Source organism: Kitasatospora sp. Xyl93 (assembly GCF_055383135.1).
Map to the genome: position 1 here is coordinate 8,304,456 of NZ_AP029185.1, position 13,247 is coordinate 8,317,702.

The window sequence follows — 13,247 nt, forward strand, 5'->3', positions numbered from 1 at the left end:
GCCCGGCGGACGTCCGGCCGGAGCGCGCAGGGCCTCCGGCCGGAGCACGAAGAGGGAGCACCCATGTCCGTACGACTGTCCGTACGACGTACAGCCGCCGTGGCCGCCGCGGTCCTGGCCGCGGCCGTGGCGTCGGCCGCACCGGCGGCCGCCGACGCGCGGCTGCGGCCCGTGGCCGTCGCCGCGACCGCCCTGAGTGCCGGTCGGCTCGGGGCCGTCGCGGCGGCACTGCTGGCGTTGGCCGGCGCGGTCACGGGCGGGCTGGCGCTGGCCCGTTGCGCCGGCCGGGTCTCCTCCGGGCCCGGGCGGCGCGGGGCCGTCCTGGCTCTGGGCGCGGCGCTGACCGGCACGGCCCTGGGCGCGCTGGTGGCGACGACGGCCTCCGGTGGCCTCGGCACCGGCAACGGTCTGGGCGGGGCCGTGGTGGCCGTGCTGGTGGGGCTGGCCGGCGCCGCCCTCAGCGCCCTGGCGCTAACCCGACTGCGCGGTACCGGTTGACCAGCTCGCCGTGAGGAAGGTGCCCACGTGCCGGGCGAGGGTCCGTACGAATCCTTCCGCGGCCGGCAGGGGGCCGATGAGGGCGTCGCGGTGGGCGGGGGTCAGGAGGCCGGCGTGCTGGAGGCGGGGGACCATCGCGGCGTAGTCGGTGAAGGCCCAGTGGCCTGCGGCCGGGACGCGGGCGCGGCGGACCGTGCCGGGGGAGCGGGCGGCCAGGGCGGACCAGGAGCGGTCGAGTTCGTCGCGGTGGGGGAAGAGCTCGCTGCCGAGCAGGAGCAGCGGACGGTCGGTGCCCCGCGCCGTGATCCGCAGCGGCTCCGGGGTGGCGCCCGGGGCGGCGGGCGGGTGGTCGAGGTAGCCCTCCAGGTTGACGGCGGCGCGCACGCGGCGGTCCTCGTGGAACACCTCGGTGACCGCGCTCGCCCCCGCCGAGTGCCCGTACACGGCGAGGCGGTCGAGGTCGAGGACGGCGGCGAGGCCCGGCGGCAGCGGCAGTTCGGCGGCGCGGTGGAGTCGGTCGAGGACGAAGCGCAGGTCGGCGATCCGGGCGTCGATCACGGCGCGCCACAGCGGCGGCCGGTCGCGGGGGTCGCCGCGCAGGACGGTGGAGCGCACCGGGTCGTGGCGGAAGGCGGTGGTGCCCGGGAACTCCACCGCGAGCGCGTCGCCCGGGTGGTCGACCAGGACCACCACCGCGCCGTGGGAGGCCAACTCCTCGGCCAGGCAGGTGCCGAGGCCGCGCGGGTCGCCGCCGCCCGGGCTGTACACCAGCACCGGCCGGCGCGCCGCGCGCCCCGGCGGGCCGGTGCGGACCGGGGCGTCGGGGCGGGAGTGGGTGCGGGTGGCGGCCCAGTCCACGCCCGCGGCGGGCAGCTGCAGCGGGGTCTGCGGGGCGACCAGCCCGAAGAGGTCCGCGGCGCCGGGCGGCAGCTGCGGCGCGGGCCGGGCGGGGGCGCCGGGGCAGGGGGCGGCCGGGTAGAGGAAGGTCACCATCAGCTCCCGCACCGGCAGTTCGGGCTCCAGCGGATCGGGCCGGGAGGAGTCGACCAGGTAGACGCTGCGGCAGCCCACCGGGTACCGGCCGCTCGGCGCGGGCAGGGTCAGGACCAGGGCGCCCGGGGACGCGGCGGCGGCGCGCCCGGCGCCCGGCAGCAGGAGGGCGGCGGGCGCCGCCGGCGCGGCCCGGGTCAGGGTGCGCCGGCTCACCGGCAGGCCGCGGGTCGTGCCGGTGGTGCAGTGGCGGGTGAGGTCGCGGGTCGTGCCGCGGGTGGTGTCGTGGACCATGGAGCCAGGTTCGGCCGCGCCGCCCGGGGCGGGCGATCGTTTAGGTTGAGGGCTCAAGGATGGACACCGGCCCGGGGAGGGGCGCCGTGCTGCGGATCCACTGCACCCCCGAGGACCTCGCCCGCGTCACCCTCGCCCCGCGCCCGGCCCCCCTCCAGGAGCTCAACACCGCGCTGGCCACGATGTGCCGCGCCGACGCCGACCCGCTGCACGGCCCCTGGCGCCGCCGGGCCCTGCACGCCCTGCCGCAGGCCGCCGCCGCGCTGGCCGACCTCGTCCCGGCCGGCCGCGCGCCCGGCTTCCTCGACGTGTTCGCCGACGGCCTGCCCGAGGCGCTCGAACAGGTCCGCACCGCCCCGCCCGGCTACGTCCGCACCGAACTGCGCCGCGCGTACGAGCCCGCGCCCACCGCCCCACCGCCCTGGGTCGGCGACCTCGCCCGGGGCGACGCGGCCGCCTGGCGGCTGGTCCACCGGGCGCAGCGCGCCGCGTACGACACACTGCTCGCCCCGGTCTGGGACCAGGTGCGGGACCTGCACCGCGCCGAGTTCGTCCGCCGGGCGGTGCAGCTGGCCGAGGGCGGCGCGGCGGCGCTGCTCGACGGGCTGCTGCCCGGCGCGCGCCTGCGCGAGGGGGTGTGGGAACTGCCGGGCGCGCCCAGGGAGATCCGCCTCGCCGGGCGCGGACTGCTCCTGCTGCCGACCTTCCACTGGTACGGGCCCGCGCTGCCCGCCGACCTGCCCGGGCGCCCGCTCGTCCTCACCTACCCGGCCGGGCCCGGGCTGCTGCCCCGGCCCGACGGCCGCACCGGAGCGCAGGCCCTGGCCGCCGTGATCGGCGCCACCCGCACCGAACTGCTGCACCTGCTGGCCGAGGAGCGCACCACCACCGGCCTCGCCCGCCGGCTGGGCGTCAGCGCCGCCACCGTCTCCGCCCACGCGGGGGCGCTGCGCGGGGCGGGGCTGGTCACCAGCGTCCGCGCCGGCAAGGCCGTGCTGCACCGGCGGACGGCGCTGGGGGAGCTGCTGGCAGGGGGGTGACGGCGCGCCGGACCGGGCGCCGCAGGAGGCGGGGCGGTGAGGAGACCGGGGGACTGGGTGGCTGGGTGGCCGGGTGACGGGGTGGCGCCGGGCGGCGGGACGGCCGGGTGGCGGGGGCGTTCCGGGAGCCGGGGCCGCCTCCGGCACGATCGGGAAGAAGGCGGCCCCGGCCCCGGTACGGGTTCCGTACGGGCGGGGCATCGACCGCGATGCCCGTACGGCTGCGGTCGGCACCCATTCCACGACTTCAACAGCACTTGAAGTCAAGCCCGGCCGCAGGCGGGCCCCGCCCGAGGGTGCCGCCGCGGGGCGGGGTAGCCTCGCTCCCGGCGGGGGCCTGCGGGGGGACGGACACCAACAAGACGGACAAGACAGGCAGGGGCGGGCGGATGACCGAGCAGCACAGCTACTGGCGGGCGTCGGACGGTTCGGCGGTCAGCGCCGGCCAGGCGCACATCGTGTGGACCAGGGCGGCCTACCCCGCCCTGGTCGAGGTGGCGGGCCGCTACCACGCGGTGATCAGCTACGCGGACCTGGCCGAGGCGGTCCAGGAGGCCTCCGGGGTGCGCACCCGGATCCACCAGCGGCACTGGATCGGCAAGGTGCTGTCCCTGGTGATCCGCGAGGCGCACCGGCGCGGCGACCCACCCCTGACCGCCCTGGTGGTGCACGCCACCGACGGCCGGGTCGGCCCCGGCTACCAGGAGGTGCTGGCGGTCGCCGGACAGCCCCCGGTGGCCGCGGAGATGGACCGCGAGCAGCACGCGGCCGCCGCCCGCCTGGCCTGCTACCGGCACTTCGGCGCCGACCTGCCCGCCGACGGCGGCACGCCCGCCCTGGCCCCGCGCCTGCGCGCCTCGGTCGAGCGCAAGGCCGCCGCCACCGCCGTGCCGCGCCCCCCGGCGATCTGCCCGAACTGCTTCCTGGAGCTGCCCGCGACCCGGGTGTGCGACTCCTGCGGGACCACGGTCGCGTCGTGACCGGCCGGGACGAGGGTCGTGCCGTGACCGGGGGCGCCGCGCGCCGATGAGCGGGGGAGGGGCTGAGCGGGCGTCACACGGCGGCGGGCAGCCGCCCCGGCATCTGCCAGCCCTCGGCGAGGCGGGAGGGTGCCAGGCGCCGCCCGTCGCCGAAGAACTCGCAGAACTTCATGATCAGCGGGTCCCAGCCGACCGGGTCGACGTAGTGGTCGCTGCCCGGCACCAGCAGGCTCTCCTCGACGTGGGCGCGCACCACCGTCACCTCGAAGGCGGTACGGCCCCCGCCCGCCAGCGGCGTCGCCGCCTCCACCCGGCACTCCAGCTGCACCGGGCACTCGGCGGCGCGCGGCGCCTTCACCAACTCGCCGGGCAGCTCGGTCAGGCCGGCGGCGGCGAACTTCCGCCGCTCGTGGCGGTAGCCCTGCTTGACCCGGTACTCGGCGATCCGCGGGTTGGCGGTCAGCAGCGCGAGGGCGTCCACGGCGTCCACCTGCGCGGAGGAGGGCAGGTTGAGCACGCACTCGCCCTCGCGCCGCAGGTTGGCGGAGGTCTGGGAGCTGTCGCCCAGGCCCAGCACGCACGACTGCCCCAGCCACCACGCCGAGGACATCGGCATGAGGTTGGAACTGCCGTCCTCGTTGCGGGAGCCGATCAGCACCACGGGGGTGCCGAAGTACAGGACCTTCAGATCGATGACCTTGTGCACGGGAACTGCCGTCCTCGGAAACTCGGGAACTCGGGAACTCGGCGACCCGGGAACGCGGATCGCCGCCGGTCACCGACTCTGCCCCCGCCCGTGCGGGGGCGCTGGCGGCGATCGGACATCGCGTTCCGAGGACGCCCGGCTCCCGGCCCGCCCGGCTCCCGAGGCCGCCCGGGTTCCCGGGCCCGCCCGGTCCCCGGCCCGTCCGGTTCCCGAGGACGGACCGGGGACCCGCCGTCAGCCCACCGGCCCCCGGGCGGAGACCAGCCGGGCCCGGCCGTCGCGCAGCCGGTAGGACAGGCCCACCACGGCCACCTTCCCCTCGGCGATCCGCGCGGCCAGCGCCTGCGAGCGCTCCACCAGCAGGTCCACGGTCTGGCGGATGTGCTCGTCCACGATCCCGTCGCGGTCCTCGATGCCCGCCGCCCTGGCGGACAGCACGCTCGGGGTCACCCGCTCCACCACGTCCCGGACGAAGCCGCCCGGCAGCTGCCCCTGCTCCAGGGAGTCCAGCGCCGCCGCCACCGCACCGCAGGAGTCGTGCCCCAGCACCACCACCAGCGGGCAGTCCAGCACGCTCACCCCGTACTCGATGCTGCCCAGCGCCTCCGCGCCGGTGACGTGTCCGGCGGTGCGCACCACGAACAGGTCGCCCAGGCCCCGGTCGAAGATGATCTCGGCGGCCAGCCGGGAGTCCGAACAGCCGAACAGCACCGCGAAGGGCCGCTGCGCCGGGGCGAGGGCCGCGCGGCGCCCGGCGTCCTGGTTGGGGTGCTCGGGGTTGCCCGCGACGAACCGGGCGTTGCCCTGCATCATCACCCGCAGGGCCTGGGCGGGGTCGGTCAGGAAGTCGTCCGTCGGGCCGTCGAGCGGGGGCTCAGGGCTGGTTATCGGTGTGGGGATCATGCCAGCACCCTAGATCGCCGCAGGTGGGGTCCGCAGCCCCGGGTCAAGGGCCGGACGGCCCCATGGACGCGCCCACGCCCCCCTCACGACCCCTCACGACCCCCCCCGACGCCCCCTCACGCCCCCCCCGGGCTCCCCACGGCCCGTCGGTGCCGGCGGCAGCGGGCCCCGCCGGGGGCGGCCCGTATCAGCCCTCGATGCCGGTGGAGGTGTGCGCGGCGCCGACCGGTTTGGACTCGGGTGAGCCGCGCTGGCGCAGGTACACGGAGAGGATGGCCATGGACGCGACCGCGAGGAGTTCGGACTGCCAGTTCTGCAGGGTGCGGCTCCAGAAGTCGGCGGACAGCACGTACTGGCCCCAGCGCACCGGCGCCTGCAGGTCGCGCAGCTGCTCGGCGTTGTAGGCGGACCAGCCCGAGATCGACTGGGACGTCCAGGAGCCGAGGAAGAACACGGCCATGACGATGCCCAGGGACCGGGAGTAGAAGCGCAGGCGCAGTCCGCGCGCTCTGGCCCAGGCGGGTGAGTCCGCGGTGGCGTGCGGGCCGATCTTCTGTTCGCGGTCCGACTCCGTCCCGGCCTTGCCCATCTCCTTGGACTCGGGGGATCCGCGCTGCAGGAGCCAGACGGTGCCGAAGATGTAGAGGAAGAACTGCAGGTACTCCGACTGCCAGTTCTCCGTCACGTCGACGGCGAAGTCGGAACCGGTGAGGTAGCCGGCCACGTCCAGTGGCTGGAGGCCGGCGGCGACGAGCTGGTTGTTGAGGTCGGCGCGCCCGGCGGCGGCCTGCCCGGCGAGGGCGAGCAGGAACGCCGTGCCGAAGGCGAGGGTGAGGCCGTTGTCCCTCAGGAACCTCGTGGCCCGGCTCACCGCTGCAGCGCTCCGATCGCGGTGAAGTAGGCGAGGCCGCCGACGACGGTGGCGATGCACAGGACGAACAGGCTCCGCATCCCTCACGCTCCCTTGATCCCGCACTGGTACGGGCGCCGGTCGCGCGGCGTGCAGCCCGCCGCGGTGACCTTCCAGCCCTCCGGGAACGCGGACAGGAAGAGGGTGTCGCCCTCCAGCACCACGCGGGCCTGCCGCCCGAACACGTCCACGCGCCGCACCGGCCCGCCCGCGGGCAGGTCGACGCCGGCCAGGGCCGGCTCGCAGTCCTTCTTCTCCTGGTCCTCCAGCTCCTCGCGCGTGGCGGGCGCGAGCGTCCCGCAGAGCGCCGCGGCGTCCGAACGTCCCGCGGCGTCCTCGAACCCGGCCGCCACGGCGGCCGCCGCGTCCTCGCGCCGATCCACCTGGCCGCAGCCCGCAAGGCCGACCAGGGCGGCGACGCCCGCCGCCCGCACCCACCGCATCCGCAGCCTCATCCCCCCCAGGGCACCACGCCGGCGGAGCCGGGCCAAGGAGGCGCGGCCGGACGGGCGCGGGCGGGCCGCACCGGGCGGGGGCGCCGTCTGTCGGCGGCACTCGGTACGGTGGCGGGTGTGCCACCCTCCTCCTCTTCCCCCGCCTCCTCCCCCCGGCTGCCGCTCGACGACCTCGTCCGGCTGCGCCGGGCCCGGGACCGGATGGACCGCGAGTACGCGCAGCCGCTGGACGTGCCGGCGCTGGCCCGCACCGCGCTGATGTCCTCCGGCCACTTCTCGCGCAGCTTCCGCGCCGCCTACGGCGAGACCCCGTACAGCTACCTGATGACCCGCAGGATCGAGCGGGCCAAGGCGCTGCTGCGGCGCGGGGACCTGAGCGTGACCGAGGTGTGCATGGAGGTGGGCTGCACCTCGCTGGGCTCCTTCAGCACCCGCTTCACCGAACTGGTCGGGCAGAGCCCCAGCGCCTACCGGGCGCGCGACCACGAGCAGGGCGCGGCGATCCCGGCGTGCATCGCCAAGATCCGCACCCGCCCGGCGCGGCACGCCCAGGCCGAGGACGGCGCGGGCAGCGCGGGCGCCGGGGACGCCGAACGGTAGCGTGACCGCCATGAGCATCGAACTCGCGCAGTGCTTCATCGCCGTCGACGACCACGACCGGGCGCTCGCCTTCTACCGCGACGTCCTCGGCTTCGAGGTGCGCAACGACGTCGGCTTCGAGGGCATGCGCTGGGTCACCGTCGGCTCGCCCGACCAGCCCGGCGTGGAGATCGTCCTGGAGCCCCCGCTGGCCGACCCGCACGCCTCCGCGGACGACCGCCGGGCCGCCGCCGAACTCCTCGCCAAGGGCCTGCTGCGCGGCGTCATCTTCCGCACCGACGACTGCGACGCCACCTTCGAGCGGCTGCGCGAGGCCGGCGCCGAGGTCCTCCAGGAGCCGATGGACCAGCCCTACGGGGTGCGCGACTGCGCCTTCCGCGACCCGTCGGGCAACATGCTGCGCTTCAACCAGCCCCGCACCCGGTAGCCGGGCGCCCGGTAGCCGACCGGGCGGATGCGGAGCTCAGACGGGTGGCAGCCGGCGGCGCAGCAGGCAGAACTCGTTGCCCTCCGGGTCGCCCAGGACGTGCCAGCTCACGTCGCCGCCCTGGCCGACGTCGACGGGGACGGCGCCGAGCGCGAGCAGCCGCCGCAGCTCGGCGTCCTGGTCGCGGTCGGTGGGGCTGACGTCGACGTGCAGCCGGAGCTTGGCGGGCCTCGGGTCGCTGGTGGGGCCGAAGACCAGGGTGGGCTGCGGGCCGCCGAAGCCGGTGCCGGGCGGCCCGATCTCGATGCTGCCGTCGTCCTCCCGGCCGACCTCGACGTAGCCGAGGACCCCGCTCCAGAACGCGGCCAGCCGCTCGGGGTCGGCGGCGTCGATGACCAGTTCGCTGATGCGGCATGCCATGGCCGGTGAGCCTACGCGCCGCCCGGGCCGGCGGCCCGCCGACGCCCCGGCCGACGCTCCGGGCGGCGCCGTGGGCGGTGGGCGGGGCGTCAGGTGAGGGCGGGCAGCGGGTAGTCGGGCAGGGCGATGTCGCCGGCCTTGGCGAACTGGGCGGCCAGCACGGGGCGCAGCGGCCAGCGGCCCATCCAGCGCATGGAGGCGGCGCGCAGGCGGATCATCAGGGCGCCCTCGGGGGCGTAGCCGTTCAGGCCGCCGGGCGGCAGTTCCTGGGCGCGGGCCACGTAGGGGCGCATCAGCTCCTCGTAGCGGGCGAAGGCGGTGTGGAAGTCGCCCGCGGCGGCGGCGAGTTCGCCGGCCAGCAGGTAGGCGCCGACCAGGGCCAGGCTGGTGCCGAGGCCGGTCAGGGGGCTGGGGCTGTAGCCGGCGTCGCCGAGCAGGGCGACGCGGTGGCGGCTGTAGCGGTCGAGGTGGATCTGGCCGAAGGAGTCGAAGGCGAAGTCCTCGGCGGTGCGCATCCCGGTGAGCAGCCGGTCGACCTCCCAGCCGGCGCCCGCGAAGCGCTCGGCGAGCAGGCGCCGCTGGGCGGCGGTGTCGCGGCGGTCGTACGCCAGGGGCGCGCTGCGCAGGCCGAGGGAGGCCTTGACCTCGCCGGGCAGCCGGCCGGGGCGGGCGCCGGCGACCAGGCCGCCGGGGGCGTTGTACATCAGGAACCAGCCGTCCAGGGCGCGGGCCAGGGCGGGGTCGTGGACGGTGAACCAGGCGTGGTAGCCGCCCAGGGGGCGGTAGTGGGCTGCCCCGCCGCGGCCGGCGGGACCGGCGGCGGGGCCGCGGTCGGAGCCGTGGCCGGGGGCGCCGTCGGCGGGGAAGGCGAGGCGGCGGACGGCGGAGTGCAGTCCGTCCGCGCCGACCACCAGGGCGAAGCGGCGGGCGGGGGCGTTCTCGAAGGTGACGCTGACGCCGTCGGCGTCCTGGTCGAGCGCGGTGACGGTGTCGTCCCAGAGGTACTCGACGCCGTCGGTGGCCTCGCGCAGCAGGTCGGCGAGGTCGCCGCGGAGGATCTCGATCTCGGAGACGATGCCCTCGCCGCCGAACAGGTCGACGGGTATCCGGGCGGTGGTGCGCCCGCGCCGGTCGACCAGGGCCATGCCGTGCTGCTCGACGCACAGCGCGCGGGCCCGCTCCATCAGGCCCATCCGCTCGATCACGGTGCGCCCGGCGCCGCGCAGGTCGACGGCCTGGCCGCCGGGGCGCGGGCCCGGGGCGCGTTCGACGACGGTGGGGGTGAAGCCGTGGCGGCGCAGCCAGTAGGCCAGGGCGGGGCCGGCGATGCCGGCGCCGGAGACGAGGACATCGGTGTCCGGGGTGCGGTCCAGGTGTTCCATGCCGCCGAATGTACGCCGTACGCATCGGCGTCAACAAGCTCTGGAATGGGGGTATTTGAAGCTGGTGCACTAGTGCGGCGGGGTGCTCCGGGGCGGCTCGCGCGGCGCGCGGGGGCGTTCGCGCAGGCAGACGGCCTACCGGGTGCACTAGTGCGGCACCATGGGGCGATGGAGAGCACTCGACAGACAGTCAGTTCCGGCTCGCCCCTCGAACCGCGGATCGGCTTCTCCCGCGCCGTGCGCAAGGGGAACCACGTCGCGGTCGCGGGCACCGCCCCGATCGGCGAGGACGGCACGACGGTGGGCCAGGGCGACGTCCACGCCCAGACCGTCCGCTGCCTGGACATCGCCGAGGCCGCCCTGCGGGAGGCGGGCGCCGCCCTCACGGACGTCGTGCGGACCCGCGTCATGCTCACCGACATGAGCCGGTGGCGGGAGGCCGCGCGCGCCCACGGCGAGCGCTTCGCGCAGATCCGCCCGGCCACCACCTTCGTGGAGGTGTCGCGCTTCATCGACGAGCGGTGGCTGGTGGAGGTCGAGGTGGACGCGGTCCTCGGCTAGCGGTCCGTGCGCCGCCGCCCCGCCCCGGTGCCGCACCGGGGCGGGGCGGCGGCGTGCCCGGGGAGGTCAGGCCGCCGCGGCCCGCGCCGCCCGGCGCAGCGAGCCGACCACCGCCGACAGGTCCTCCTCGGCGATCGACGGGTCCGCCAGCAGCACCTCGCGGGCCGCCGCCAGCACCGGGCCGCCGCCCGCCAGGGCGAGGTCCTTGGCGGCCAGCCGCACCGGGAAGTCCGCCTGCGTGCTGTAGGCCCGGGCCGCCACCCCCGCGAGCGGCCCGACCGACAGCACCTCCCGCACCTGGTCCTGCGGCACGCCCAACTCCTCGGCCACCGCGACCGCTTCGCCGAAGGCGGTGACGCAGGCGACGATCGCGCCGATCACCACCGCCTTCAGCGCCGCGCCCGAGCCCGGGCCGCCGCAGCGCCGCACCCGGCCCAGCCGCTCCAGGACGGGCTGCGCGCGGTCCAGGTCGGCGTCCTCGCCGCCGGCGAACACCACCAGGTCGCCGGTGGCCGCCGGGCCCACGCTGCCGACCACCGGGGCGTCCACCAGGGCGACGCCGTCGGGGAGCCGGGCGCGCAGAGCGGCGGTGGCCCGCGGGCCGATCGAGGACATGTCGATCCACAGCGTGCCCGGCGCGAGCGCCGCCGTGAACTGCGCGGCCACGCCGGTGACGGCCGCCGGGTCGGACAGCATGGTGACGACGACGTCCGCGCCGCGTACGGCCTCGGCCGCGGTGGCGGCCGCGGTGGCCCCGGGGACGTCGCCGGCGCGGCCGGGGGAGCGGTTCCAGACGGTCAACGGGTGTCCGGCGGCGGCGAGTCGGCGGGCCATCGGCAGGCCCATCCGGCCCAGTCCCAGGAAGGCGATCTTCTTCATGGCCACCACGCTAGGCAGCCAGGAGCCAGGCGACAAACGAATGTCCCGCATGGTAGCCATGCGGGATGGACATGGCTTGGCTGGACGTCTTCCGCACCGTCGCGCACCTGGGCTCCTTCACCGCCGCCGGGGAGCGGCTGGGCTTCACCCAGTCCGCGATCTCCCGCCAGATCGCCACCCTGGAAGGCGAGTTGGGCACCGTACTGTTCGACCGGCTGGCGCGCGGGGTGCGGCTGACCGAGCACGGCCGGGCGCTGCTGCCGCACGCCGAGGCGATGCTGGAACGGCTCGACACCACCCGGCGCGAACTGACCGCCCTCACCGAACTCACTGCCGGGCGGCTGCGGGTGGGCGCCTTCGACAGTGCCAACGCCGCCCTCGTCCCCGGCGCCCTCGCCGCCTTCCGCGCCGCCCACCCGGGCGTGGCGATCAGCCTCACCGAGGGGCTGACCGCGCACCTGCTGGACCTGCTGGCCGACGGGGCGATCGACCTCGCCCTGGTCGCCTCCTACACCGAACCCGACGGCCACGGCGAGCAGTTCGACTACCGCCCGCTGATGGCGGACCCGGTGCTGGTCGCCCTCCCGCGCGGACACCGCCTCGCCCGGCGCCGCCGCCTGCGCCTGGCCGAACTCGCCGACGAACCGTGGATCGCCGCCAGCCGCCACGCCGAGTCCACCCTCCTCGCCGCCTGCGTCCGCAGCGGCTTCCAGCCCCGCATCGAGTACGCCGTCGCCGCCTGGAGCGCCAAACTCGGCCTGGTCGCCGCCGGCCTGGGCGCCACCCTCATCCCCTCCCTGGCCGCCCGGGTCAGCCGCCCCGGCGTCGCCCTCGTCCCGCTGCACCCGGACGACACCCCGGTGCGGCGGGTGCACACCGTCACCCTGCGCGGCCGGCGGGTCCCCGCGGCGGTGGAGGCCTTCGAGGCGTTCCTGAAGGAGGCGGCGGGCGAGGGGAACCGGTAGCCGGGCCGGGCCCTCACAACCGGCCGCCGGACGCCGACCGCCGGACGCCGACCGCCGGACGCCGGGCCCCTCCTCCTGCTCCGGCCAGGGGCCCTGAACACGGCCCCTGGCCTGTGGGTTTGCCAGAACGTCAACGCCGTTCGCATCCCCGGGCCGGCGCGCCGCATGATCAAGACGCACCCACGGCCACCGGACCCCGAGGAGTCTCCATGACCGAGCCGAGCCGACCGCGCCACCGCACCGTCGACGCCCCCGCCGGACGCCTGCACCTGGTCGAACAGGGCACCGGGCCGCTGGTCCTGCTCGTCCACGGCTTCCCCGAGTCCTGGTACTCCTGGCGTTACCAGCTTCCCGCCCTCGCGGCGGCCGGATACCGCGCGGTCGCACCCGACGTGCGCGGCTACGGCCGCTCCGCCAAGCCGTCCGCGCCCGAGGAGTACCGGATGCGCGCCCTGGTGGAGGACAACCTCGCCCTGGTGCACGCCCTGGGCGAGCGGACGGCGGTGGTCATCGGGCACGACTGGGGCGCGAACATCGCGGCCGCCTGCGCCCTGCTCCACCCCGAGGCCTTCCACGCGGTGGGCCTGCTCAGCGTCCCCTACACCCCGCCCGGCGGCTCCCGCCCCAGCGAGGCCCTCGCCCGGATGGGCGGGGACCAGGAGTTCTACGTCTCCTACTTCCAGGAGCCCGGCCGCGCCGAGGCCGAGATCGAGCCCGACGTCCGGGGCTGGCTCGCCGGCTTCTACGCGGCCCTGTCCGCCGACACCATGCCGCCCCCGGGCCGGCCCGACCCGCACTTCGTCGGCCCCGGCGGGACCCTGCGCGAACGGTTCCCCGCAGGCCGGCTGCCCTCCTGGCTCACCGAAGCCGACCTCGACCACTACGCCGGGGAGTTCGAGCGCACCGGCCTGACCGGGGCGCTCAACCGCTACCGGAACATGGACCGCGACTGGGCGGACCTCGCCGACCTGAACGGAGCCCCCCTCACCCAGCCGTCCCTGTTCATCGGCGGCGCCCTGGACGCCACCACCACCTGGATGGCCGACGCGATCGCCGCCCACCCGGCCACCCTCCCCGCCCTGGTCTCCTCCCACCTCCTGGACGGCTGCGGCCACTGGGTCCAGCAGGAACGCCCCCAGGAGGTCAACCGCCTGCTGACCTCCTGGCTCGCGACGCTCGCCCCGCCCCGCCGGCCGGCGCAGCCCGCGTAGCACACGGAGTACACGGAGCCGGCGAA

16 protein-coding genes are annotated in these 13,247 nt (G+C 76.7%); 8 read left to right on the plus strand and 8 right to left on the minus strand.

Annotated elements, in window-relative coordinates; translation table 11 throughout:
* Nucleotides 1-63: 63 nt before the first annotated feature.
* Entirely contained in the window at nt 64-498 is a 435-nt protein-coding gene (locus ACZ5GH_RS35910; protein ID WP_464336458.1) for a DUF6223 family protein, read from the plus strand.
* Here ACZ5GH_RS35910 and ACZ5GH_RS35915 read toward each other — a convergent pair.
* Complete coding sequence (locus ACZ5GH_RS35915) at nt 472-1,782, minus strand: alpha/beta hydrolase (RefSeq protein WP_464336459.1); 1,311 nt, start codon at nt 1,780-1,782, stop codon at nt 472-474. The genes ACZ5GH_RS35910 and ACZ5GH_RS35915 overlap by 27 nt on opposite strands.
* 86 nt (nt 1,783-1,868) lie before the next feature.
* Between ACZ5GH_RS35915 and ACZ5GH_RS35920 the strand changes: the two genes are divergently transcribed.
* Complete coding sequence (locus tag ACZ5GH_RS35920) at nt 1,869-2,822, plus strand: ArsR/SmtB family transcription factor (RefSeq protein ID WP_387754113.1); 954 nt, start codon at nt 1,869-1,871, stop codon at nt 2,820-2,822.
* Nucleotides 2,823-3,211: 389 nt separating this feature from the next.
* A complete protein-coding gene (locus tag ACZ5GH_RS35925; RefSeq protein ID WP_387754115.1) occupies nt 3,212-3,802 on the plus strand; it encodes a hypothetical protein in 591 nt (196 codons plus the stop codon).
* Between the two features lie 73 nt (nt 3,803-3,875).
* Here the strand turns inward: ACZ5GH_RS35925 and ACZ5GH_RS35930 are convergent, their stop codons facing one another.
* From ACZ5GH_RS35930 to ACZ5GH_RS35945, 4 genes are all read right to left on the minus strand, one after another.
* Nucleotides 3,876-4,508 (minus strand): flavin reductase family protein, encoded by a 633-nt coding sequence (locus tag ACZ5GH_RS35930; protein WP_387754118.1) that lies wholly within the window; start codon nt 4,506-4,508, stop codon nt 3,876-3,878.
* A gap of 234 nt (nt 4,509-4,742) precedes the next feature.
* Nucleotides 4,743-5,321: a carbonic anhydrase gene (locus ACZ5GH_RS35935; protein WP_387754900.1), complete on the minus strand. Its 579-nt coding sequence runs from the start codon at nt 5,319-5,321 to the stop codon at nt 4,743-4,745.
* 277 nt (nt 5,322-5,598) lie between these two features.
* Nucleotides 5,599-6,282 (minus strand): DUF6766 family protein, encoded by a 684-nt coding sequence (locus ACZ5GH_RS35940; protein ID WP_387754121.1) that lies wholly within the window; start codon nt 6,280-6,282, stop codon nt 5,599-5,601.
* Nucleotides 6,283-6,365: 83 nt separating this feature from the next.
* A complete protein-coding gene (locus ACZ5GH_RS35945; protein WP_387754124.1) occupies nt 6,366-6,776 on the minus strand; it encodes a hypothetical protein in 411 nt (136 codons plus the stop codon).
* Nucleotides 6,777-6,932: 156 nt separating this feature from the next.
* Here ACZ5GH_RS35945 and ACZ5GH_RS35950 point away from each other — a divergent pair, with 156 nt between their 5' ends.
* Nucleotides 6,933-7,376 (plus strand): helix-turn-helix transcriptional regulator, encoded by a 444-nt coding sequence (locus ACZ5GH_RS35950; RefSeq protein ID WP_387754903.1) that lies wholly within the window; start codon nt 6,933-6,935, stop codon nt 7,374-7,376.
* A gap of 10 nt (nt 7,377-7,386) precedes the next feature.
* A complete protein-coding gene (locus tag ACZ5GH_RS35955; protein ID WP_387754126.1) occupies nt 7,387-7,803 on the plus strand; it encodes a VOC family protein in 417 nt (138 codons plus the stop codon).
* A 36-nt stretch (nt 7,804-7,839) separates the two neighbouring features.
* Here ACZ5GH_RS35955 and ACZ5GH_RS35960 read toward each other — a convergent pair whose 3' ends face one another.
* Nucleotides 7,840-8,223, minus strand: coding sequence for a VOC family protein (locus tag ACZ5GH_RS35960; protein ID WP_387754128.1), 384 nt, complete (start codon nt 8,221-8,223; stop codon nt 7,840-7,842).
* An 89-nt stretch (nt 8,224-8,312) separates the two neighbouring features.
* A complete protein-coding gene (locus ACZ5GH_RS35965) occupies nt 8,313-9,605 on the minus strand; it encodes an FAD-dependent monooxygenase (RefSeq protein WP_464336460.1) in 1,293 nt (430 codons plus the stop codon).
* A 168-nt stretch (nt 9,606-9,773) separates the two neighbouring features.
* Between ACZ5GH_RS35965 and ACZ5GH_RS35970 the strand changes: the two genes are divergently transcribed.
* Nucleotides 9,774-10,166: a RidA family protein gene (locus tag ACZ5GH_RS35970; RefSeq protein ID WP_464336461.1), complete on the plus strand. Its 393-nt coding sequence runs from the start codon at nt 9,774-9,776 to the stop codon at nt 10,164-10,166.
* Between the two features lie 66 nt (nt 10,167-10,232).
* Here ACZ5GH_RS35970 and ACZ5GH_RS35975 read toward each other — a convergent pair whose 3' ends face one another.
* Nucleotides 10,233-11,045 carry an NAD(P)-dependent oxidoreductase gene (locus ACZ5GH_RS35975; RefSeq protein WP_387754136.1) on the minus strand — a complete coding sequence of 271 codons (813 nt, stop codon included), beginning with the start codon at nt 11,043-11,045 and terminating at the stop codon, nt 10,233-10,235.
* Nucleotides 11,046-11,110: 65 nt separating this feature from the next.
* Between ACZ5GH_RS35975 and ACZ5GH_RS35980 the strand changes: the two genes are divergently transcribed.
* Nucleotides 11,111-12,010, plus strand: a complete 900-nt coding sequence (locus ACZ5GH_RS35980) for a LysR family transcriptional regulator (RefSeq protein ID WP_387754139.1) — start codon at nt 11,111-11,113, stop codon at nt 12,008-12,010.
* Nucleotides 12,011-12,219: 209 nt separating this feature from the next.
* Nucleotides 12,220-13,221: an alpha/beta fold hydrolase gene (locus tag ACZ5GH_RS35985; protein ID WP_464336462.1), complete on the plus strand. Its 1,002-nt coding sequence runs from the start codon at nt 12,220-12,222 to the stop codon at nt 13,219-13,221.
* Nucleotides 13,222-13,247: the final 26 nt, after the last annotated feature.